The organism is uncultured Oscillibacter sp. (assembly GCF_950073225.1).
Lineage (GTDB): Bacteria > Bacillota > Clostridia > Oscillospirales > Oscillospiraceae > Oscillibacter.
Map to the genome: position 1 here is coordinate 76,364 of NZ_CATMPS010000004.1, position 21,066 is coordinate 97,429.

Genomic DNA, 21,066 nt, shown 5'->3' on the forward strand with positions numbered 1-21,066 from the left:
CAAAGGCGCCCCGGAATCAGAAGGTTCCGGGGCGCCTTTTGTCAATGCGACCGGTTACAGCAGCCGGACCTGATAGGCCCGCAGCCAGTGATCCATCTGCAAAAAGTAAGCGATCGTCTGAGGCCGCCTCATCAGCTGGCCGTACCAGGGCCAGGGGCTCTCGCAGGTCAAAAGATTCTCCAGCGCCTCCCGGCGGACCACGGCGAAAAGAGGCGAATTTCCGTCGTCCAGCAGCCGGCGCAGCCTCTGGGCGACTGTCTCCAGATAGATGGGATGAACGGTTTTTGGATAGGGGCTCTTTTTCCGGCGGAGCACGGATTCCGGCAGCCAGCCCGCCGCCGCGGACCGGAGCAGGCCCTTCTCCTGTCCTCCAAGCTCCCGAAGCGCGGGCGGCACATTGTACAAATACTCCGCAATCCGCCAGTCGCAGAACGGCACGCGGACCTCCAGTGCGCTCCACATGCTCATGCGGTCCTTCCGGTCCAGAAGCGTCTGCATAAACCAGCCCATGTTCAGCCGCGTGAGCCGCCGGACTCGCTTCTGCTCCGGCGTATCGTCATCCAGGCAGTCCGTCTCCGCCAGCGTCTTCTGCCAGTGCTGCCGGACAAACTCATCGACGTCCATTTTTTTCGCATACTCCGGCGTCAGGAAGGACGCCCGCCAGGCCGTGGACTGCGCCCAGGGGAAGCCGTTCTCCGCCCGGACCGCCGGGTCCCGGAACCAGGGATAGCCTCCGAAAATCTCGTCGGCGCACTCTCCGGAGAGGGCTACCGTCACATTCCCGCGCACCTCTCGACAGAACAGTAGCAGCGACGAATCCACATCCGCCATTCCCGGCAGGTCCCGGGCCTCTGCGGCGTCATCCAGGGCCGCGGCCACCTGGACGGGATCCAGCACTACATTGGTATGCAGAGTGTCTAAATCGTCCGCCATGGCTTTGATGTAAGGCCCATCGGCGGAGGGCTGGAATTTTCCAGCGGTGAAATAGCGGTCATTTTCCCGGTAATCCACCGAAAAGGTCCTCAGCCGCTCCCCGCGCTCTCCCAGGGTCTCCGCCGCCACGGCGGAAATGACGCTGGAATCCAATCCGCCGGAGAGGAAGGTCCCGACAGGCACATCACTGACCAGCTGCCTCCGAATGGCGTCCCGGACCAGGTCCCGAACATGGGCCACGGTGTCCGCCTCGCTTTCCAGATGAGGCCGGGCGGTGAGCCTCCAATAGCTCCACAGCCGCAGGCCCTCCCGGCCAAAGACGCCGCACTGTCCCGGCAGCAATTCCCGCACATTCCGGAAAACACCCTGCCCCGGCGTCCGGCCCGGGCCAATCAGCAGAAGCTCCGCCACACCCTCCGCATCCACCTTCGGCGGAATATCCGGGTGCCGAAGAAGGGCTTTGATCTCCGAAGCGAACACCAAGGTCCCCTCCGCCGTCAGCGAGTAGAACAGAGGCTTTACCCCCATCCGATCCCGAGCCAAAAACAATGTTTCCCCGTCCCATGCCGCAAAGGCGAAAATGCCGTTCAAGCGGTCCACGCACGCAGGCCCCCACTCCATGTAGGCTTTCAGCAGCACCTCCGTGTCCGAGTGGCCGGTGAAGTCCCAGCCGACGGCGGAGAGCTCCCGCCGCAGCTCTGGCGTGTTGTACAGCTCCCCGTTGTAAACCAGCGTGCAGGTCCGGCCCGCCCGGCGGACGGTCATGGGCTGGCGGCCGTTCTCCGGGTCTACCACGCATAGCCGGGTATGGGCCAGGGCCGCCTGCGGGCTCAAGTAGATCCCATCTTCATCCGGCCCCCGTCTCCGCAGGGCGGACTGCATTTCCAGCAATATTTTCTCCCGCTCCCGCAGGTCCTTTTCAAAGTCGATCATTCCAGCGATTCCGCACATATGTTGTCCCTCCTGAAAAAATGGGGGCCCGCGAACCATCGCGAGCCCCTTTGCTCTGTACAATCTATGCGGAGAGACAGCGAAACGTTCCCAGAATCGCTTTCCTCAGGATTCCCCTCCCCGCTCCGAGAGCTTCCGCTCAAACCGGTCCTTCCTGGTATCGGTGGGAACGGCGGTGGGATAGCGCCCGGTAAAACAGGCGTCACAGCAGCAGGCCCGTCCCGTAAGCCGCTCCAGAGCGGAAACAGGCAGATAGCCCAGCGTATCCACGCCGATCATCCCGGCGATTTCCTCCGCGCTGTGCCGGCAGGCGATCAGATTTTCCCGGGAGTCGATGTCCGTCCCATAGTAGCAGGGGTTCAGAAAGGGCGGCGCGGAGACGCGCAGGTGGATTTCGCGTGCCCCTGCCTCCCGGAGAAGGGCGGCAATCCGCCCGCTGGTGGTCCCCCGGACGATGGAGTCGTCCACCAGCACCACCCGCTTCCCTGAGACCGTCTCCCTTATGGCGCTGAGCTTCAGCCGCACCTGGTCCAGGCGGTGCTCCTGACCGGGGGCGATGAAGGTCCGGCCGATATACTTGTTCTTAATCAGTCCGATGCCGTAAGGGATGCCGGACGCCTGGCTGTAACCCAGGGCGGCGTCCAGGCCGGAGTCCGGCACGCCTGCCACCACGTCTGCCTCCATCGGATGTTCCTTTGCCAGGATCGCCCCCGCCCGCAGCCGGGCGGCATGAACGGATATGCCGTCTATGATCGAATCTGGACGGGCGAAATAGATGTACTCAAAAATGCAGGGCGCGGGCCGGCATCTGCCGCAGTGCTCCCGGCGGGAGGTCAGACGGCCATCCTGGAAAATCAGGATTTCTCCCGGCTCCAGGTCCCGGACAAACGCCGCTCCCACGGCGGACAGGGCGCAGCTCTCCGAGGCGGCCACATAGGTTCCGTCCGGCATTTGACCATAGCACAGGGGGCGGAAGCCGTGGGGGTCCCGGGCGCAGATCAGCTTCTGAGGGGACATGAGCACCAGGGAATAGGCTCCCTCCAGGCGGTTCATGGCCCGGCTGAGAGCCTCCTCGATGGAAGGCGCGGACAGGCGCTCCTTGGTGACAATATAGGCAATCGTCTCCGTGTCGCTGGTGGTGTGGAAGATGGCGCCGGACAGCTCCAGCTCATCCCGGAGGGCGGCGGCGTTGCTGAGATTGCCGTTATGGGCAATGGCCATGTGGCCTTTTTGGTGATTGACCTCGATGGGCTGGCAGTTTTGCCGGTTGGAGGCCCCGGTGGTGCCGTAACGGGTGTGCCCCACCGCCATGGTCCCCCGGGGAAACCGGTCCAGGGTGTCCTGGCTGAACACATCCCCCACCAGACCCAGGTCCTTATAGGAGGCGAAAACGCCGTCGTCATTGACCACAATGCCGCAGCTCTCCTGGCCCCGGTGCTGGAGGGCGTAAAGCCCGTAGTAGGTCAGCCGCCCCACGTCGGCGGGCTGTGGAGCGAGAACGCCGAATACGCCGCACTCTTCATGAATTCCCATAAAATTTCCTCTCCAGTCGCATTTGTAAACTGAAAAAAGGCAGGAGCGTCCTTGAAAAGACGCCCTTGCCTTTTTCCGTATTCTAGCGCCTCCGGCGACAACTGTCAACGTGTTTCCGCACAAAAATTCTGTATGAAAAATCTATGCTTTGCGTCACGATGTCTGTTCTCTGTGAATGTTGTATGATTTTACAGAATTTTTTTGTTCTCTTTGCCCAATATCTTGTAAACCCCTCCATTGACGGCGCCGCCTTTGTTGTAGTAAAGTGAAAACATCCCAAGGGCAAAGGCGTCCTGAGAGCGTGACTCTCGGACGCCTTTGCCCTTTTCATTTGGGAAAGGGTACATCACGATTGGAGGATAAGAAAATGAAATTGAAAAACCTGCTGACCCTGTTTCTTGCCGTCTGTCTGACGCTCAGCCTCGCCGCCTGCGGGGCCAAGACCGACTCTCCCAAGCCGGATGCTTCCGGAGCATCCAATGGGGACGCGAGCGGCGGAAGTGAAGGGGACGCCATCACCTTGGGGATGATCGGCCCCCTGACCGGAAGCCTCGCCGTATACGGAACCCACATTGAAAAAGGCGTGCAGCTTGCCATTAAAGAGATCAACACTTCCGGCGGAGTCTCTCTCAGCGACGGCGTGCATCCGCTGGCCGTGGAAACCAAGGACGATCAGGGCGACTCCACCGAATGCGTCAACGCCATGAACGCTCTGATCTCCGACGGTATCCAATTGGTGGTGGGCTCCGCCACCTCCGGCTGTACCAGCGCCATCACCTCCGTCGCCAACTCCGAGGGCACCGTCATGATCACCCCCTCCGGCACGGCGGACTCCCTGACGACCGCGATGGATTATGTGTTCCGCACCTGCTTCCGGGATTCCTTCCAGGGTGAGCTGGCGGCCCAGTACGCCAAGGACGAGGGCTACACGAAGGTAGGCATCGTCTACTGCTCCGCCGATACCTACTCCGCCGGCCTGCGGGACGCCTTCACCGCCGCCTGCGGCAGCAAGGGGCTGGAGATTGTCGCGGAGGAATCCGTCGCCTCCATGGCCGAGGTGGACTACACCAACCAGTTCAATAAAATGGTATCCGCCGGGGCGGAGCTGGTGTTCACCCCCTTCTACTACGACGTCATGGGCCCCTATCTGGTGCCCCAGGCCCGCAGCGTCGGTTTCAACGGCGTCCTTCTGGGGGCCGACGGCGTAGACAATACCGAGACCACCATCCCCGACGGAGCGGACCTGTCCGTCTACAACAACGTCTACTTTGTGAACCACTACTCCACGGAGCTGGCCTCCAGCGGCATCTCCGCCGACTTTGTCGCAAGCTATGAGGCCGAATATGGAGAGACGCCCAACAACTTCGACGCCCTGGCCTACGATGCCGTCTACGTCTACAAGGCCGCCATGGAAGCCTGCGGCGCCTCCGACGCCACCAGCGTCCAGGCCGCCCTGGCGGACACCAGCGCCGTCTATGACACCACCTGCGGCACCTTCTCCTTCGACGAAACCGGAACTCCCATCAAGGACGGCGTACTGATGGGCTACACTTATCAGGACGGGGACGCCGGCGTCACCAAAATCACCGTCAAGGCTGTGAGCCTGAGCTGACCGAACCATCCCGCCTCCCCCCATTCGGTTCTCCATCCAGAAAAGGAGAAGATACTTCATGAATACATTCATTCAGTTTTTAATTACCGGTCTGCGGCTTGGCAGTGTCTACGCCTTGATCGCCTTGGGCTATACCATGGTCTACGGCATTATCAAGCTCATCAACTTTGCTCACGGAGACTTCATCATGGTGGGCGGCTATTCTCTGTTCTTTACGATCCCCGTCATGCTGAGTCTGGGCCTCCCCGGCTGGCTGGCGGTGGTTCCCGCCATTGTCATCTGCGCCCTTGTGGGCATGCTGGTGGAGCTGCTGGCCTACCGGCCCGTGCGAAAGACCGGAAATAGCCTGACCTGCCTGATTACAGCCATCGCCATGAGCTTTGTGCTGGAGAATCTGGCCCAGGCCATCCCGGCCATCGGGCCGGACCCCAAGGTGCCTTACACGCTCTTCGCCGAGACGGTCTCCATCGGCGGAGTCTCCGTCAGCTACGCCACCATCATCACGGTGGCGGTTTCCGCCGTCATTATGGCGGCGCTGTACGGCTTCACGCAGAAAACCCGGATCGGCTGCGCAATGCGCTGCGTAGCGGAGGATAAGGCGGCGGCGACCCTGATGGGCATCAACGTCAACCACACCATCCTCCTCACCTTCGGCATCGGCGCGGGGCTGGCGGCAGTGGCGGCCCTGATGTACGTGGCCCAGTATCCCAAGGTATTCACCACCATGGGAGCGACGCTGGGCATCTACGCCTTTGTGGCGGCGGTGCTGGGGGGCATCGGCTCCCTCCCCGGGGCGGTGCTGGGCGGGCTGGTCATCGGCGTCGTCCAGTCCGGAGCCAATACCTATATCAGCTCTTCGATGTCCGATACCTTTGTCTATCTGATTTTGATTGTGGTCCTGATGATCCGTCCCGCCGGAATCCTCGGAAAGAATGTGGGGGAGAAGGTATGAAACAAAACACGTACAAGCTGCGCTGCCTCATCAATTTCGCGGCGCTGCTGGCGCTGTTCGCCGCCGCCGTGATCATCGGCATGACCGGGGGCAGCACGGTAAAGCTCAAGCTCACGCCGTCCATCTGGCAGTGCAGCTATCTCATCATCATGGCGGCGTCCCTGAACCTGGTATTGGGCTTTCTGGGGCAGCTCTCCCTGGGGCACTGCGGCTTTATGGCTGTGGGAGCCTACGCGGCAGCGCTGTTCTCCCTGGCGCTCCAGCGGGCGGGCTTCTATACGGAGAAGGCCGGACCGGCGTTCTTCCTGGTGTTGGTTGGGAGTATCCTGATCGCCGGGCTGGCGGCGGCGCTGCTGGGGCTGCTGGTGGGCGTCCCCGCCCTGCGGCTGAAGGGGGATTATCTGGCGATCATCACCCTGGGCTTCGGAATGATCATTGTGAACATCATCAACAACCTGCCCTTCTGCGGCCAGCAGGGCCTGGGCCAGGGCTCCGCCTCCTCGGCGCTGTACGCCACGGGGCTGGGCTTTTCCAACGACGAAAAAATGCGGTATCTGTGGGTGGTCGTCCTGGTGGTGATCCTCTGCATGACCGTCATGTTCATGTTTGTCCGCTCGAAATACGGCCGCTGTATCCGGGCCATCCGGGATAATGAGATCGCCGCTTCCGCCTCCGGCATCCATGTCAGCTATTACAAGGTTTTGACCTTTACCCTCTCCGCCTTCTTCGCCGGGATCACCGGGGCGCTCTACGCCTGCTGCAACGGGGCGCTGTCCACCTCCTCCTTCGCCTTTACCAACGGCTCTATTTTGAACTCGGTGTTTATCGTGGTGATGGTGGTGGTAGGGGGCATGGGCTCTCTCACCGGCTCGGTCATTGCCGCCGTACTGCTGTTCCTCCTGAACTACACCATTAAAAACGGCGCGTGGGTCGCGGCGCTGCCCGCCTTTTTGCAAAATATCTTTACATATCCCATGCTGGTCTACTCCATCGCCCTGATCATTGTGATCCTGTTCCGGCCCCGGGGCATTATGGGCAGCCGGGAATTTGCCCTCTGCGACGTTCCCAAGTGGCCCGGGTGGATTCGCGCGTACTTCACCTCTCGGGCAGGTTCCGCTGAAAAGGAGGCCGACGTCCATGTCTGAGAAAAACGTCCCGATTCTGGAAACCAGGAAGCTAGGCGTCTCTTTTGGCGGCCTTCACGCGGTGCAGGATTTCAACCTTCAAATCTACCCGGGCGAGCTGGTGGGCCTGATCGGACCCAACGGCGCGGGGAAAACCACCGTGTTCAACCTCCTCACCGGCGTGTACGTTCCTACGGAGGGCACCGTTCTCCTGGACGGCGTGCCGCTGAACGGGAAAAAGACCTATCAGTTCGTGGAGGCCGGCGTGGCGCGGACCTTCCAGAACATCCGGCTGTTCCACGATATGACGGTGATCGAGAATGTCAAAGCCGCCTGCGGAAGGGACACCCGCTACAACCTGCTGGACGCCGTCTTCCGCACGCCCCGCTTCTGGAGCGCCGAGCGGGCGGTCACAGAGAAAGCCATGGAGCTCCTGGCTATCTGCGGCCTGGAGGACAGCGCGGACGTCCTGGCCTCCAGCCTGCCTTATGGCCGGCAGAGGAAGCTGGAGATCGCCCGGGCCCTGGCCACGGATATGAAGGTGCTCCTTCTGGACGAGCCGGCCGCGGGCATGAATCCCACGGAGACGGCGGAGCTCCTCTCCTGTATCAACGCCATCCGGAACCGCTTCGGCGTGGCGATTCTGCTGATTGAGCACGACATGTCCCTGGTCATGAACATCTGTCAGCGCATCCAGGTCATCGACTACGGGCAGACCATCGCGGCGGGGCTGCCGGAGGAGATCGCCAGAGATCCCAAGGTCATCGCCGCGTACCTTGGCGAGTAAGGAGGGAAGAGCTATGCTGGAAATCAAAGACCTGCATGTCCACTACGGCGCCATTCACGCCCTGAAGGGAATCTCCCTCACGGTGGGCGATGGGGAGCTGGTGTCCCTCATCGGCGCCAACGGCGCGGGAAAGACCACCACGCTCCACACGGTCTCCGGCCTGCTGGCAGCGTCCTCCGGCTCAGTGACGCTGGATGGGCAGGACCTGCAAAGGGTCCCCGCCAACACCATCATCGGCCTGGGCCTTGCCCATGTGCCGGAGGGCCGGCACGTATTCGCCCGCATGAGCGTGGAGGAAAACCTCCGCATGGGCGCTTACATCCTGCGGGATCAGAAAAAGCTGTCTGAACATCTGGAAACCGTCTACGGCCACTTCCCCCGTCTCAAGGAGCGCCGCCGCCAGCTGGCGGGCACCCTCTCCGGCGGCGAACAGCAAATGCTGGCCACCGGCCGGGCCCTGATGACGGGGCCGAACATGCTGTTGATGGACGAACCCTCCATGGGCCTGTCTCCTTTGCTGGTGAAGGAGATCTTCTCCATCATAGAGGAGCTGCACAAAAGCGGCATCACGATCCTGCTGGTGGAGCAGAACGCGAAAATGGCCCTGGCGATCAGTGACCGGGCCTATGTGCTGGAAACCGGAACAATTTCCATGGAGGGCCCCGCCGCCGCCCTGGCTGCGGACGACCGGGTCCGCAAGGCGTATTTGGGTGCGTAAGGAGGCAACGACGATGGAACAGTTTATCATTACCGTAGCCCGGGAGACCGGAAGCGGCGGACACAATATCACCCGAAAGCTCTCCGCCGCCCTGGGCGTTCCCTATTACGACCGGGACCTTCTGCGCAAGGCCTCGGAGGTCAGCGGTATCCATGAGCGTTTGTTCGGCGCGGCGGACGAGCGCATCGGCCTTCGGGAGATGCTCTCCGCCGCCGAGAAGGTTTACAGAGGGGAGATTCTGCCACCAGACAGCGACGATTACATCTCCACCCGGAACCTCTTCAGTTTCCAGGCCAAGGTGATCCGGGAGCTGGCGGAGACGGAATCCTGCATCATCCTGGGCCGCTGCGCCAATTACCTGCTGGCGGACCGGCCTCATGTGCTGCGGCTGTTCATCCACGCTCCGCTGGAGGCGCGCATGAGCCGGGTGGCCTCCTATTCCCTGGCCTGGAGCCAGCGGGAGGTGGCAAAGCATATCCGGGTGGAGGACAAGCGCCGGGCCGCCTACTACCGTTACTACACCGGCGAGGAGTGGCGGGATATCGCGGGCTATGATCTCTCCCTGGACTCCGAAGTTCTGGGAGAGGACGGCTGTGTGGAGTTTGTCCAACAGGTCCTGTCCGCCTTTTTAAAGTGAAAAGGAGGATTCCCCTATGCGTTTTTCCAATCGCATCCAACAGATGGACACCACAGTCCTGCGGGAGCTGTTGGCCCTGACCGCGAAGCCGGACATCATCTCCTTTGCCGGAGGACTGCCCGCACCGGAGTCCTTTCCGGTAGAGGCTCTGCGGCAGGCGTCAGACCTGGTTTATCGTTTGCGCGGCCGCATTGCGCTTCAGTACAGTCCCTCCTCCGGACTGCCGTCTCTGCGGGAGAAGCTGGCCCGGAGGCATCAAAGTCAAGGCATCAATTGTACGGCGGAAAACTTCCTCATCATCAGCGGCTCCCAGCAGGGATTGGACCTGGCGGGCAAGGTGTTCTTAGAGCCTGGAGATTTGGTGCTGTGCGAAAATCCCACTTATATGGCGGCCCTGAGCGTCTTTCGCTCTTACGAGTGCAGTGTGATGCCTGTTGAGACGGACGATGAGGGCATGATTCCTTCGGACTTGGAGGAAAAGCTGACGCAGAATCCTGATGCGAAGCTGTTGTACGTGATCCCCACCTTCCAGAACCCTACCGGCCGGCAGTGGTCTCTGCCCAGGCGAAGGGCCGTGCTGGACATCGCCCAGCGGTACGGCCTTCCGATTCTGGAGGACGATCCCTACGGCGCTCTGCGCTATGAGGGGGAGCCTCTTCTATCTCTCAAATCCATGGATTCCGGCGGACTCGTCACCTACATGGGTTCCTTCTCCAAGGTTTTGAGTCCCGGTATCCGGCTCGGCTGGCTGCTGGCCTCCCGGGAGCTGATCGAAAAGTACACAAGCGCCAAGGAGTGTTCCGATCTCCAGTCCAGCACAATAGCCCAGATGACCGTGGACGCATATCTGGAAAGCAACGATCTGGACGCCCATGTCAGTGAGATCACGGCGCTCTACAGCCAGCGCCGGGACCGGATGTTGAGCGCCCTGTCGGACCTGTTTCCGGCGGGGACCTCGTGGACCCATCCCCAGGGCGGGTTGTTCCTCTGGGTGACCCTGCCGGACTGGATGGACACCGCCTCCCTGCTCCCGGAAATGGTCTCCCGCGGAGTGGCGTATATCCCTGGGCGGGACTTCTTCGCCAACCGGGACGAACGCAGCTGCCTGCGGCTGAACTTTTCCAGCTCGACGGAAGATCAAATCGTGGAAGGACTGCGCATCATGGCTCAGACGCTTCGGCGCGTTATGTGAAAGGAACCGATATGGAAAAACGTCTGGCATTGGAATATCTCTTTCAAGACCGCCCTTCAGCTGCGGCTCCCGCAGACTATGATATGCTGTGCGTAAAAGTCGGAGACGCGGAGCTGTATGGCGAACTCATGTGGCCGGATGGAGGGTATAAGGGGAACCGCCCTTGCGTCATTCTCTGCCACGGCTATCCCGGCGTTGCCAGAAACGATGACCTTGCGTTTGCCCTCCGGCGGATCGGCTGCGTGGTGCTGACGCCGCACCACCGGGGCGCATGGGGGAGCCAGGGAACTTACCTGATTTCCAACTGCGTCGAGGATGTCGTTCATCTTTACAACTATGTCCGGAGCGGCAGCTTCTGCGAGAAATACCATGTCGATCCCGGCGCCGTATTTCTGATCGGACACAGCATGGGTGGAAACAGCGTCCTGCAGGCCGCTAGGAAGGTCAAAGATTTACGGGGCCTGGTGCTGCTGGCTCCCTACGACCCCACCCGTTTCCTGCGGGACGGGAATGAGACGGCCTTGCGCACGCTGCTGGAGACGGGCTATATCCTCCGCAGCGGCGGCATAGAAGCGATCCTGGAGGACATCAGGCGGCACCTGGAGGACTATGCCTTTGAAAATGTGTACCCTGATGTCAAGGACTTGAATATCTGCTGTTTTACCGGCACACTGGATACCATCGCCCCGCCTTGGATGATAACCCCGCTTTGGACCCGCGTAGCAGCCCATAAAACAGAAGCGGTTCAACGGCTTGTGGAGCTTTCTTCCGCTCACGGCTTTTGTGACAGCCGGATTGCGGTCATTCGGGAAATCGCCTCATTTCTTGACACGATATTAAGCCGTCCCGTGGCAGATGCCAAAGGCGTCCTTTCTCAAGAAACTTTCACAACCTATTGACAGCGAACCGCTCATTCCCTATAATCAACCCAGAGAGAGCAAGGGCGCCCCCTCCGGGGCTGTCCGCGCTCTCTTTACCTTTTACAAAACAAATCCGGCCTCCGGGCCAAAAGGAGCGTATTATGGGAACCTACAGCCGGGAGGACATCCTCCGCCTCATCAGGGATGAAGACGTCCAGTTCATCCGTATGCAGTTCACGGACCTTTTTGGACAGATGAAAAACGTGGCCGTCACCGCCTCCCAGGCGGAGCGGGCCCTGGACGGGGAGATCATGATCGACGGCAGCTCCATCCAGGGCTTCGTCCGGGTGGAGGAGTCGGACCAGTACCTCCGGCCGGACCTGGATACCTTCGCCATTCTGCCCTGGCGGCCCCAGCTGGGCAAGGTGGCCCGGCTCATCTGCGGCGTGTATGAGTCCGACGGGACCTCTTTCGCCGGGGACCCCCGGAACGTGCTGAAAAGCGTTCTGGCCCGGGCGGGAGATCAGGTCTTTCAGGTGGGGGCGGAGCTGGAGTTCTTCCTCTTCCAGGCAGATGAAAACGGCAAGCCTACCACCCGGACTTCCGACGAGGCGGGCTACTTCGACCTGGGCCCCCTGGACCACGGGGAGGGCGTCCGGCGGGAGGTGACCCTGGCCCTGGAGAAGATGGGCGTCGAGGTGGAGGCCAGCCACCACGAGGCCGCCGCCGGACAGCACGAGATCGACCTGAAATACACGGACGCCCTGGCCGCTGCGGACAACATCATGACCTGCAAGCTAGCGGTGAAGACCCTGGCCCAGCGGAGCGGCCTCCACGCCACCTTCATGCCCAAGCCCCTCCCCGGTGTCCCGGGCAGCGGGATGCACGTCAACATGTCCCTCTCCCGGGATGGACAGAACCTCTTTTCCGGCGAGTGCGGCCCAGCGGAGGGGCTATCCCTTCAGACGGGACAATTCCTGGCGGGGCTGCTGGACCATGCCCGGGGCTTCTGCGCTGTGACGAACCCCCTGGTGAACTCCTACAAGCGGCTGGTGCCGGGCTATGAGGCCCCCTGCCATGTCACCTGGTCTGCCGCCAACCGCTCGGCCCTGGTCCGGGTGCCGTCTCATCGGGACCGGGGCGCAAGGCTGGAGCTGCAGAGCCCGGACCCGGCCTGTAATCCCTATCTGGCCTTCGCCGCATGCCTGGCCGCCGGGCTGGACGGCGTGGAACGGAAGCTGGACCCGCCTCCGGCGGTGACGGAGAACCTCTCCACCGCCTCCCCGGAAGCGCTGGCGGGCATCCCGCGCCTGCCCGCCTCTCTGGATGAGGCCCTGGAGGCCCTGGAGGCGGACCCGGTGGTGCGGGGAGCCTTGGGGGCCTGCGCGGCGCAGTACCTGGACGGCAAGCGGCGGGAGTGGGAGGCCTACCGGATCCAGGTGACCCAGTGGGAGCTGGACCGGTACCTCATGACGTATTGATGGGCCGGATCATCGTGGCCTTCAACGGCGAGGAGGCCCGAAAAAAGATCTTGCGGCTTCTCACCCTGGAGGGCCTGGAGGGCGTCCCCTGCGCCGGCGGCGCGGAGGTCCTGCGTACCGTCCGCCGCCTGGGCAGCGCCGTGGTGGTCTGCGGGTTTTACCTCAGCGACATGACGGCGGACGCCCTGGCGGAGGACCTCCGGGGCCTTGCGGTGGTCCTGGTGGTCGCCAAGGCCGCCTATCTGGAGCTCTGCGGGGGGGAAAACCTCTACAAGCTGGCGGCGCCCCTCTCCCCGTCGGAGTTCTCCGCCACCCTGCGCTTGCTGCTGGACCGCGCCCCCGCTCCCCGCCCCGCCTCCAGGCGGGACGAGGATGCCCAGCGCCTCATCCGGAGGGCCAAGGAGCTCCTCATGGACGTGAACCGCATGAGCGAGGAGGAGGCCCACCGCTTCCTCCGCCGCCGGGCCATGGACGCCGGGATCAAGCTGGAGGAGGCCGCCCGGCGGATCATCGGGAGCTATGACGCGTAACACAATGTCTGCCCTCTGTACATGTTGTATGATTTTACAGAATTTTTTTGGCGAACTCGCCCAATATCTTGGCAGTCCCTCCATTGACGATCTTGCCGCCGCCGTGGTAAAGTGAGACCATCGCAAGGGCAAAGGCGTCCTGAGAGCGTAAGGCTCCCGGATGCCTTTGTTCTTTTTTATTCAAGGAGGGAAACATATGTATTCATCTGTCAGCACCATCTGGGTCCTGCTGGGAGCGGCCCTGGTCTTCCTGATGCAGGCGGGCTTCGCCATGTGCGAGGCGGGCTTCACCCGGGCCAAGAACACGGGCAACATCCTCATGAAGAACCTGATGGACTTCTGCATCGGCACGCCTACGTACTGGATTCTGGGCTTCGGGCTGATGTTCGCCGGGTCCGGGGCCATCATCGGGGGGCTGGACCCCTTCGTCCGAGGGGACTACGCCGCCATCCTCCCCGCCGGGGTGCCCCTGTTCGCGTACCTGATTTTCCAGACGGTTTTCTGCGCCACCTCGGCCACCATCGTCTCCGGGTCCATGGCGGAGCGGACCAAGTTCATCTCCTACTGCCTGTACTCCTTCTGCATCTCCGCTTTCATCTACCCCATCTCCGGCCACTGGATCTGGGGCGGCGGCTGGCTGAGCCAGATGGGCTTCCACGACTTCGCCGGGTCCACGGCGGTCCACATGGTGGGGGGTGTCTGCGCCTGCATCGGCGCGGCCATCCTGGGTCCCCGGATCGGCAAGTACGACGATGAGGGCAAGCCCCGGGCCATCCTGGGCCACAGCCTGTCCCTGGGGGCCCTGGGGGTGTTCATCCTCTGGTTCTGCTGGTTCGGTTTCAACGGCTGCTCCACCGTCAGCATGGAGGGAGACGACGTGATCGCCAGCGCGGGGCTGATTTTCGTCACCACCAACATGGCCCCGGCGGTGGCCAGCGTGGTCACCATGATCTACACCTGGATCCGCTACAAGAAGCCCGACGTGGGCATGACCCTCAACGCCGCCCTGGCCGGGCTGGTGGCCATCACCGCCGGGTGCGACATGGTCTCTCCTGCGGGGGCCGCCGCCATCGGCGTCATCGCCGGGCTACTGCTGCCCATCTCCGTGAACTTCTTTGACTCCGTGTTAAAGATCGACGACCCGGTGGGCGCCATCTCCGTCCACGGCGTCTGCGGCGCGGCGGGAACCATTCTCACCGGCCTCTTCTCCACCAGCGACGGCCTCTTCTACGGCCACGGGGCCCATTTCCTTCTCATCCAGTGTCTGGGCGTGGCCGTTACGGCCCTCTGGGCGGCGGTGATGATCACCATCGTCTTCCAGGTCATCAAGCACACCATCGGCCTCCGGGTCTCCCAGGAGGAGGAGCTGAAGGGCCTGGACATCACCGAGCACGGCCTGCCCTCCGCCTACGGCGGCTTCGCCTTCGTCTACGACGACACGCCGGACGGCCTGCCCATCCCCATGGCCCCCGCCGCCGTGCCCGTCCGGGAGGCGGTGCCCGTGGAGGCGGTGCCCGCCCCCGCCGTCGAGATTCCCCAGGGCGGCGTGAAGATGACCCGGGTGGACATCCTGTGCAAGATGGAGCGCTTCGACGCCCTGAAACGGGCCATGTTCAACATCGGGATCACGGGCATGACGGCCACCAACGTCATGGGCTGCGGCGAGCAGCGGGGGAAGACCGAGGGCTACTTCCGGGGGGCCAAGGTGGAGGCCACCATGCTGCCCAGCATCCAGGTCTCCATCGTGGTCAGCAAGGTGCCGGTGAGCCTGGTGGTGGACACCGCCCGGCAGGTACTCTACACCGGGGCCTACGGCGACGGGAAGATCTTCGTCTACAACGTGGAAAACGTGGTGAAGGTCCGCACCGGCGAACAGGGCTACGATGCCTTGCAGGATGAGGAGTACCGGTAACATACATACAAAGAAGCCGCTTTGCGTTCCCGCAAAGCGGTTTCTTTTTGCTCGCGTAAAAGCCTCTAAAAGGCTCCCTTCACCTCGACCGTATCGGGATGGATGAAGATCATACCCAGACTCTTTTGGTAGGCGTATGCCTCCATTTGTGTCATATCCGAAGGTAAATCACCCGCATGCTCGCTTACCGCAATTAAAAACTGTGCATGATCTACCAAATAGCGGTTGGCCAGAACATAATTTCCTTGACTGACCGACTTTCCTATTATAATGCATTCCGTACTGTTGCGGATCAAGAACTCCATCCGCTTTCTGCTTTTAACGTCCCACTGTCTGTCATATTCTGGAAATGGCTGCACAACGATCAGCTCCAAATCCTCAAATCCTGTTTGTGATTTCAGCTGAAGCGCCAGCTCCCCGGCCCAGAGATGTACGCCGATGGCGCCGGCAATATAAAATCTACGGACGCCTTTTTCACTATATAGGCGTTTCATCTGAAGCAGCATAGCCTTTTTAATTTTTTTGCATAACGTGTAGTCTTCGTTGTACTTGAACTTAAACCGGGTGGGCTTTGGCCCAGTAAAAGTACACGCGTTTTTCAAGGTTTGTCCCTCCTCGTTTTTTCTCCATTATATACGCTCTAAATAATAATTTCTATCTATAGACTGTTAAATTTCTACGCCATAGCGGATAGAATGTTATTATTAGGAGGAGTACAATGGACGAGTTGCTTCAAAGTATGGGAGAGCGCCTGATGCGGCGTCGGAAACAGCTCCGCCTGACCCAGGAGGAGCTTGCCGAGCGAGCCGATATGACGACGCAGACGATCTCAACGGCAGAGACTGGACTGAAGGCTTTGCGGCCTCATAATATCGTCAAGCTATGCCGCACCCTGGAGATTAGTGCGGATTACCTCTTGTTCGGCGAAATATCCGGCGGCGATACTTTGCCCCTCTCCGCTAAGTTTTCTCAATTGACTCCAGATCAATACCATTATCTGGGAGATATCATAAACAGTTTTATCGCGGCAGTCAATACAAACAAGGAAAAAGAAAGTGAGACTTGACAGATTCTCAAGAAGAACGTCAAGCCTCACTTTTTATTTTAAGCAAATGGGGACCTGTTTCGATGGCCGTGCAGGGCATCCGTTTCACCGTGATATTCCTTGCCCACTACGGTTTTAATAGGAACTGTTCCACGCACGCGGAGAAAAAACGGGAAATATGGGCCAGGGCGGCTTCGTCAAAGTCGAAATTTGGAGCGTGGTGGACACTGCTGCCGCCCTTCCGGGCGGAACGGCAGCCAACGAAGCAGAAGAACCCCGGAAACGCCCGGAGGAACTCCGAAAAATTATCCGATATGGCGGCGGGCGGCGTATGAAGCAGCGTCAGTCCGCAGGCGGAGGACGCGGCCTGACCAAGGGCCGCCGCGCCGGGATCGTTGATGATGGGATACGCCGCAAAGCTGGATTCGACCCGCGCCGCCCCGCCGTGGATTCCGGCAATCCCCCCGGCAGTGCTTCGGATCAGGTTCATCAGCGTCTCCCCGTCCTCCGGGTTGGAGAAACGGATGGTCCCCTCCAGCCAGGCGCTCTCGGGCAGGATGTTCCAGCTCTGCCCGGCCTGGAGGGCGCATGGGGCGACGACACAGGCCCGGGACGCCTCAAAGCGGTTGGAGGGAATCGAAACCAGGTGCTGGTAGATATCGCAGGCCATGGCCAGCGCGTTGGGCACGAGATCGGGACGGGAGCCGTGTCCGCCCTTGCCGGTGATGTCAATGTGAAAAAACCGGCGCCCTTGGCCCGCAGACCCGGGTCAACGTCAATGGTCCCGGTTTCGAAGGCGGGAAACAGATGCGCGCCTATGGCCATATCCACTCCGCCGCTCCGTTTTAGATACTCCACGCATTCCTGGGTGCCCTCTCCCACCTCCTCGCCCTGCTGGAAGCAGAGGTAGACGGTCCCGCGCAGCCGCTCTCCGGCGGACCGCAGAAGCCTGGCCGCCCCCAGCAGCGCCGCGGTGTGCCCGTCGTGCCCGCAGGCGTGCATCGCATCCTCTTGTTGGCTTTTCCAGGGTACGTCCAGGGTCTCTCCCACCGGCAGCGCGTCAAAATCCGCCCGGAAGGCTATGCGCCGCCCCTCGCCGAATTCCAGACGGCCAATTACATTTTTATCGCCGACGATTTCACAGGGGATTCCAAGGGCGGGCAGCTCCTGGCAGATTCTCGCACAGGTCCACTCCTCCTCCATGGATATCTCCGGGTGCCGGTGAAACTCCCGCCGCAGAGAAATAACATAATCCGACAACTCATTAACGCTCAAACTCACGCTCTCACGCCGCCTTTCACCGGTATTTTCTCCCGCAGCCCCTCCAGGCGATTCAGGGCGTCCAGCAGGGTCTCGTCCCGTTTGGCGAAGTGGAAGCGGATCAGGTGGTTCACCGGCTCCCGGAAGAAGCTGGACCCGGGGACCGCCCCCACGCCCACCTTCTCCGCCAGGTCCTCACAGAATTTGAGGTCGCTGTCATAGCCGAACTCCGAGATGTCCAGCAGGATGTAATAGGCCCCCTCCGGAACAGTGTGGCGGAGCTTCAGGTCGTCCAGACCCTTCAAGAACAGGTCCCGCTTGTGGGTATACTCCGCCAGGAGGCCGTCGTAGTAGTCCTGGCCGAATTTCAGACCGGGGATGACCGCCTCCTGGAGGGGTGCCGCCGCGCCCACGGTGAGGAAGTCGTGGACCTTCTTGATCCGGTCCGTAATCTCTGGCGGGGCGATGGTGTACCCCAGCCGCCAGCCGGTGATGGAGTAGGTCTTGGACAGGGAGGAGCAGGAGATGGTCCTCTGCCGCATGCCGGGCAGGGCGGCGAAGTAGGTGTGCTTGTGGGGGGCGTAGACGATGTGCTCATAGACCTCGTCAGTGACGATGTAGGCGTCGTATTTTTCCGCCAGGGCGCCGATGGTCTCCAGCTCCTCCCGGGTGAAAACCCGGCCGCAGGGGTTGGAGGGGTTGCAGAGAATCAGCGCCTTGGGCCGGAGGCGGAAGGCGTCCTCCAGGACCTCCGGGTCAAAGCGGAAGTCCGGCGGCGTCAGGGGCACGTAGATGGGCTCCGCCCCGCAGAGGATGGTGTCCGCCCCGTAGTTCTCATAGAAGGGGGAGAAGACGATGACTTTATCCCCAGGGTTCGCCACGGTCATCATGGCGGCCATCATGGCCTCAGTGCTTCCGCAGGTGACGGTGATCTCCCCGTTGGGATCGATGGGGAAGCCCATGTAATGGGACTGCTTTGCCGCCAGGGCCTCCCGGAGGTTCTGGGCTCCCCAGGTGATGGAGTACTGGTGGAAATCCTCCCGGCTGACCTCCGCCAACCGGTCCAGGATGGCCTGGGGCGGGTTGAAGTCCGGGAAGCCCTGGGAGAGGTTCACCGCGCCGTATTGATTGGAAATGCGGGTCATGCGGCGGATCACCGAGTCCGTAAAGGTATTGGTGCGCTCAGACAGGCTCTGCATGGTCGTACCCTCCAATGTAGGATTTATGGTCGTTCAAAATGTGCAGGGGATCCAGAGCGTCCTTGATCCGGTTCATGATGGCCAGGTTCTCCCGGCCGGACTCCCGGAGGAAGTAGCGCCGCTTGGAAACGCCGATGCCGTGCTCCCCGGACGCAACGCCCCCCAGCCTGTAAGCCTCGTGATAGGCCCGGTCCATGACGGCGTGGAGCTCCCGTTCCCAGGTCGGCCCGTCCCGGTCCCCCCGGACCACACACAGGTGGACGTTGCCGTCCCCGGCGTGGCCGAAGCTGACCATCTGGACGCCGGAGGAGGCCTCCAGTCCGTTGATGAAGGCGATGAAGTCTGCCGTGCGGCTGATGGGCACCACAATGTCCACGGGCTCCTGCTCGCTGACGGCTTCCACGGCCTTCACCAGGGCCCCCCGGACCTTCCAGATGTCTGCCGCCCGGGCGGGATCTTCCAATAAGATACAATCCAGCGCCCCGTTTTTCAACACCAAATCCCGGACCCGCTCCAGGTTGGCCTCCACCTCGGCCTTATGGCCGTCAAAGGTCAGGAGGATATAGCTCCCCGCCTCGGGGCAGGGGTATTCCACGCCGGAAAACTTCTCTCCCAGAGCCACCACCTTCCGCTCCATGAATTCCACCGCCGTGGGGTTCGCGTCGGCCCGGAGAATGGCCAGGACACTGCGGATGCCGGTTTCCAGGTCCCGGTAGGGCACCAGGACGCTGACAGAGGCCTCGGGCTTGGGCACAAGCCGGAGAACGCACTTCGTAATCACCGCCAGGGTCCCCTCGGAGCCCACCAGCAGGTGCTTGAGACTCAGGCCGCTGGCGTCCTTCACCTGCTTGCCGCCCACGGTAAGAATGGTCCCGTCCGCCAGGACGGCCTCCAGCCCTCGGACATAGTCCCGGGTGACGCCGTACTTCACCGCCCGCATTCCTCCGGCGTTGGTGCTGATGTTGCCCCCCAGACTGGAGGCCTTCTCGCCGGGGTCCGGCGGGTAGAAGAAGCCCTGGCTCTCCACATAGGCCTGGAGGTTCTGGAGCAGGATACCCGGCTCCACGGTGACGGTCAGGGTGTCCCGGTCCAGCTCCAGAACGCGGTTCATGCGGCTGAAATCCAGGATGATACCTCCCTGGAGAGGCACGGTGGACCCCACCAGGTTCGTCCCCGCCCCCCGGGGGGTCACGGGGACCCGGTGCTCATGGGCATAGCGCAGAATACCGCTGACCTCCTGGGCGGAGAGAGGGAATACCAGTGCCTCCGCCGCGCCGCAGAGGCGGCCCAGGGCGTCGGTGAGGTACTCCGGGGGGATGCTGTCAAAGATGAACCGGGACTCGTCTCCCACGATGTCCCAGATCGCCTGCCGGTCAATCCGCATCGGTCATTCCTCCTGTTCAAGGGGAGCCCCTCCCTCTGAGGAAGGGACTCCGCCGGTGTTTTCTTACTGGGGCAGCAGATCCCGGTCCCAGCCCACTTTGATGAAGTACCCGCCGTAGTCCTCGTTGAAGACCTTCTCCGTGGCCTCGCTCTGGAAGGCCTGGACCACTTTCCGGTAAGTCTCCACCTTGGCAGGGTCGCTCAGGTCGGCCGTCCGGGCGGCGATCAGGTTCCAGTACTCCTCCACATCCAGAACGGAGTCCTTATAGATGGCCTCCTCCGTTTTCAGGCCGAAGTCCAGGGCATAGTTTCCGTTTACCACGGCGGCGGCCACGTCGGGCAGGGCGGAGGGGATGACGTTGGCTTTCAGCTCCTCAATGGTGATTCCTACATTGTAGGTCTCAATGTCCTCCAGTGTGGGGTTAAAGCCCGCCGCGTCGCTGATTTTGATAAGCCCTGCCGCCTCCAGGACCTTCAGGGCCCGGCCGCCATTGGTCAGATCGTCGGGGATGGCCACCACGTCGCCGTCCTTCAGCTCCTCCACGGAGGATATTTTCTGGGAGTAGATGTTCAAGGGGATGATGAAGGTGTTGCCGATGGTTTCGATCTCGTAGCCGGCGCTTTCAATTTCACTCTGGAGATAGATGCGGTGCTGGAAGGCGTTCAGGTCGATTTCGTTGTTTGCCAGGGCGTTATTTGGCGTCACGTAGTCGGAGAACTGCACCAGCTCCAGGTCGATGTTCTCCGCCTTCAGGGCCTCCTGGGCAGGCTTCCACAGGTCCTCGTAAATGGCCCCCACCACGCCCAGCTTGACGGTGACGGGCTCGGAAGCGGCGGAGTCTCCGGCGGGCTTGGAGCCGCAGGCGGTCAGGGACAGGGTGAGCAAAACTGCGGTAAGGACAAGGGTAACTGTATTCTTGAATTTCATGATCGTTTCCTCCTAATTGGTCGTTTAAA

General features: G+C 61.6%; 18 protein-coding genes and 2 pseudogenes. 12 read left to right on the plus strand and 8 right to left on the minus strand.

The window, feature by feature from the left end; translation table 11 throughout:
* Positions 1-54 precede the first annotated feature (54 nt).
* Both asnB and purF read right to left on the minus strand, forming a co-directional pair.
* Positions 55-1,884: an asparagine synthase (glutamine-hydrolyzing) gene (gene asnB, locus Q1M04_RS04090; protein WP_300346270.1), complete on the minus strand. Its 1,830-nt coding sequence runs from the start codon at positions 1,882-1,884 to the stop codon at positions 55-57.
* Positions 1,885-1,989: 105 nt separating this feature from the next.
* Entirely contained in the window at positions 1,990-3,417 is a 1,428-nt protein-coding gene (gene purF / locus Q1M04_RS04095) for an amidophosphoribosyltransferase (protein WP_300346269.1), read from the minus strand.
* A 367-nt stretch (positions 3,418-3,784) separates the two neighbouring features.
* Here purF and Q1M04_RS04100 point away from each other — a divergent pair, with 367 nt between their 5' ends.
* The 11 genes from Q1M04_RS04100 to Q1M04_RS04150 all read left to right on the plus strand — a co-directional run bounded on the left by Q1M04_RS04100 (position 3,785) and on the right by Q1M04_RS04150 (position 15,222).
* On the plus strand, positions 3,785-5,029 hold the full coding sequence (locus tag Q1M04_RS04100; protein ID WP_300346268.1) for an ABC transporter substrate-binding protein: 1,245 nt from the start codon (positions 3,785-3,787) through the stop codon (positions 5,027-5,029).
* Positions 5,030-5,087: 58 nt separating this feature from the next.
* Entirely contained in the window at positions 5,088-5,981 is an 894-nt protein-coding gene (locus Q1M04_RS04105; protein WP_300346267.1) for a branched-chain amino acid ABC transporter permease, read from the plus strand.
* Positions 5,978-7,126 (plus strand): branched-chain amino acid ABC transporter permease, encoded by a 1,149-nt coding sequence (locus Q1M04_RS04110; protein WP_300346266.1) that lies wholly within the window; start codon positions 5,978-5,980, stop codon positions 7,124-7,126. Before Q1M04_RS04105 ends, Q1M04_RS04110 begins: the two co-directional genes overlap by 4 nt.
* On the plus strand, positions 7,119-7,892 hold the full coding sequence (locus tag Q1M04_RS04115) for an ABC transporter ATP-binding protein (protein ID WP_300346265.1): 774 nt from the start codon (positions 7,119-7,121) through the stop codon (positions 7,890-7,892). Before Q1M04_RS04110 ends, Q1M04_RS04115 begins: the two co-directional genes overlap by 8 nt.
* Positions 7,893-7,905: 13 nt before the next feature.
* Positions 7,906-8,610 (plus strand): ABC transporter ATP-binding protein, encoded by a 705-nt coding sequence (locus Q1M04_RS04120; RefSeq protein ID WP_300346264.1) that lies wholly within the window; start codon positions 7,906-7,908, stop codon positions 8,608-8,610.
* Positions 8,611-8,623: 13 nt separating this feature from the next.
* Positions 8,624-9,247: an AAA family ATPase gene (locus Q1M04_RS04125; RefSeq protein WP_300346262.1), complete on the plus strand. Its 624-nt coding sequence runs from the start codon at positions 8,624-8,626 to the stop codon at positions 9,245-9,247.
* Positions 9,248-9,263: 16 nt separating this feature from the next.
* Positions 9,264-10,439 carry a PLP-dependent aminotransferase family protein gene (locus tag Q1M04_RS04130; RefSeq protein WP_300346261.1) on the plus strand — a complete coding sequence of 392 codons (1,176 nt, stop codon included), beginning with the start codon at positions 9,264-9,266 and terminating at the stop codon, positions 10,437-10,439.
* 11 nt (positions 10,440-10,450) lie between these two features.
* On the plus strand, positions 10,451-11,338 hold the full coding sequence (locus Q1M04_RS04135) for a S9 family peptidase (protein WP_300346260.1): 888 nt from the start codon (positions 10,451-10,453) through the stop codon (positions 11,336-11,338).
* Positions 11,339-11,460: 122 nt separating this feature from the next.
* A complete protein-coding gene (glnA, locus tag Q1M04_RS04140; RefSeq protein WP_300346259.1) occupies positions 11,461-12,780 on the plus strand; it encodes a type I glutamate--ammonia ligase in 1,320 nt (439 codons plus the stop codon).
* Entirely contained in the window at positions 12,780-13,310 is a 531-nt protein-coding gene (locus Q1M04_RS04145; RefSeq protein WP_300346258.1) for an ANTAR domain-containing response regulator, read from the plus strand. The genes glnA and Q1M04_RS04145 overlap by 1 nt, the downstream gene beginning before the upstream one ends.
* Positions 13,311-13,506: 196 nt before the next feature.
* A complete protein-coding gene (locus Q1M04_RS04150) occupies positions 13,507-15,222 on the plus strand; it encodes an ammonium transporter (protein ID WP_300346257.1) in 1,716 nt (571 codons plus the stop codon).
* A 65-nt stretch (positions 15,223-15,287) separates the two neighbouring features.
* Here Q1M04_RS04150 and Q1M04_RS04155 read toward each other — a convergent pair whose 3' ends face one another.
* Complete coding sequence (locus tag Q1M04_RS04155; RefSeq protein WP_300346255.1) at positions 15,288-15,824, minus strand: SLOG family protein; 537 nt, start codon at positions 15,822-15,824, stop codon at positions 15,288-15,290.
* 116 nt (positions 15,825-15,940) lie between these two features.
* Between Q1M04_RS04155 and Q1M04_RS04160 the strand changes: the two genes are divergently transcribed.
* Positions 15,941-16,288, plus strand: a complete 348-nt coding sequence (locus tag Q1M04_RS04160; RefSeq protein WP_300346254.1) for a helix-turn-helix domain-containing protein — start codon at positions 15,941-15,943, stop codon at positions 16,286-16,288.
* Positions 16,289-16,394: 106 nt separating this feature from the next.
* Here the strand turns inward: Q1M04_RS04160 and Q1M04_RS04165 are convergent.
* From Q1M04_RS04165 to Q1M04_RS04180, 5 genes and pseudogenes are all read right to left on the minus strand, one after another.
* A pseudogene (locus Q1M04_RS04165) lies at positions 16,395-17,006 on the minus strand (peptidase dimerization domain-containing protein); the annotation flags it as partial.
* Positions 16,979-17,470: pseudogene (locus tag Q1M04_RS16105) on the minus strand (M20/M25/M40 family metallo-hydrolase); the annotation flags it as partial. The pseudogenes Q1M04_RS16105 and Q1M04_RS04165, both read right to left, overlap by 28 nt.
* 74 nt (positions 17,471-17,544) lie before the next feature.
* A complete protein-coding gene (locus tag Q1M04_RS04170; RefSeq protein WP_300346253.1) occupies positions 17,545-18,726 on the minus strand; it encodes a pyridoxal phosphate-dependent aminotransferase in 1,182 nt (393 codons plus the stop codon).
* Positions 18,710-20,110, minus strand: coding sequence for an FAD-binding oxidoreductase (locus Q1M04_RS04175; protein ID WP_300346252.1), 1,401 nt, complete (start codon positions 20,108-20,110; stop codon positions 18,710-18,712). Before Q1M04_RS04175 ends, Q1M04_RS04170 begins: the two co-directional genes overlap by 17 nt.
* Positions 20,111-20,173: 63 nt before the next feature.
* Positions 20,174-21,037 (minus strand): MetQ/NlpA family ABC transporter substrate-binding protein, encoded by an 864-nt coding sequence (locus Q1M04_RS04180; protein WP_300346251.1) that lies wholly within the window; start codon positions 21,035-21,037, stop codon positions 20,174-20,176.
* Between the last annotated feature and the right edge of the window lie 29 nt (positions 21,038-21,066).

Excerpts from the sequence above, each read along its gene's own strand:
- Q1M04_RS04170 (WP_300346253.1), bottom strand. The coding sequence starts at position 18,726 with ATGCAGAGCCTGTCTGAGCGCACCAATACCTTTACGGACTCGGTGATC.
- glnA (WP_300346259.1), top strand. The coding sequence starts at position 11,461 with ATGGGAACCTACAGCCGGGAGGACATCCTCCGCCTCATCAGGGATGAA.
- Q1M04_RS04110 (WP_300346266.1), top strand. The coding sequence starts at position 5,978 with ATGAAACAAAACACGTACAAGCTGCGCTGCCTCATCAATTTCGCGGCG.
- Q1M04_RS04120 (WP_300346264.1), top strand. The coding sequence starts at position 7,906 with ATGCTGGAAATCAAAGACCTGCATGTCCACTACGGCGCCATTCACGCC.
- Q1M04_RS04160 (WP_300346254.1), top strand. The coding sequence starts at position 15,941 with ATGGACGAGTTGCTTCAAAGTATGGGAGAGCGCCTGATGCGGCGTCGG.
- Q1M04_RS04100 (WP_300346268.1), top strand. The coding sequence starts at position 3,785 with ATGAAATTGAAAAACCTGCTGACCCTGTTTCTTGCCGTCTGTCTGACG.
- purF (WP_300346269.1), bottom strand. The coding sequence starts at position 3,417 with ATGGGAATTCATGAAGAGTGCGGCGTATTCGGCGTTCTCGCTCCACAG.
- Q1M04_RS04145 (WP_300346258.1), top strand. The coding sequence starts at position 12,780 with ATGGGCCGGATCATCGTGGCCTTCAACGGCGAGGAGGCCCGAAAAAAG.
- Q1M04_RS04135 (WP_300346260.1), top strand. The coding sequence starts at position 10,451 with ATGGAAAAACGTCTGGCATTGGAATATCTCTTTCAAGACCGCCCTTCA.
- Q1M04_RS04150 (WP_300346257.1), top strand. The coding sequence starts at position 13,507 with ATGTATTCATCTGTCAGCACCATCTGGGTCCTGCTGGGAGCGGCCCTG.
- Q1M04_RS04125 (WP_300346262.1), top strand. The coding sequence starts at position 8,624 with ATGGAACAGTTTATCATTACCGTAGCCCGGGAGACCGGAAGCGGCGGA.
- Q1M04_RS04180 (WP_300346251.1), bottom strand. The coding sequence starts at position 21,037 with ATGAAATTCAAGAATACAGTTACCCTTGTCCTTACCGCAGTTTTGCTC.
- Q1M04_RS04175 (WP_300346252.1), bottom strand. The coding sequence starts at position 20,110 with ATGCGGATTGACCGGCAGGCGATCTGGGACATCGTGGGAGACGAGTCC.
- Q1M04_RS04105 (WP_300346267.1), top strand. The coding sequence starts at position 5,088 with ATGAATACATTCATTCAGTTTTTAATTACCGGTCTGCGGCTTGGCAGT.
- asnB (WP_300346270.1), bottom strand. The coding sequence starts at position 1,884 with ATGTGCGGAATCGCTGGAATGATCGACTTTGAAAAGGACCTGCGGGAG.
- Q1M04_RS04115 (WP_300346265.1), top strand. The coding sequence starts at position 7,119 with ATGTCTGAGAAAAACGTCCCGATTCTGGAAACCAGGAAGCTAGGCGTC.
- Q1M04_RS04130 (WP_300346261.1), top strand. The coding sequence starts at position 9,264 with ATGCGTTTTTCCAATCGCATCCAACAGATGGACACCACAGTCCTGCGG.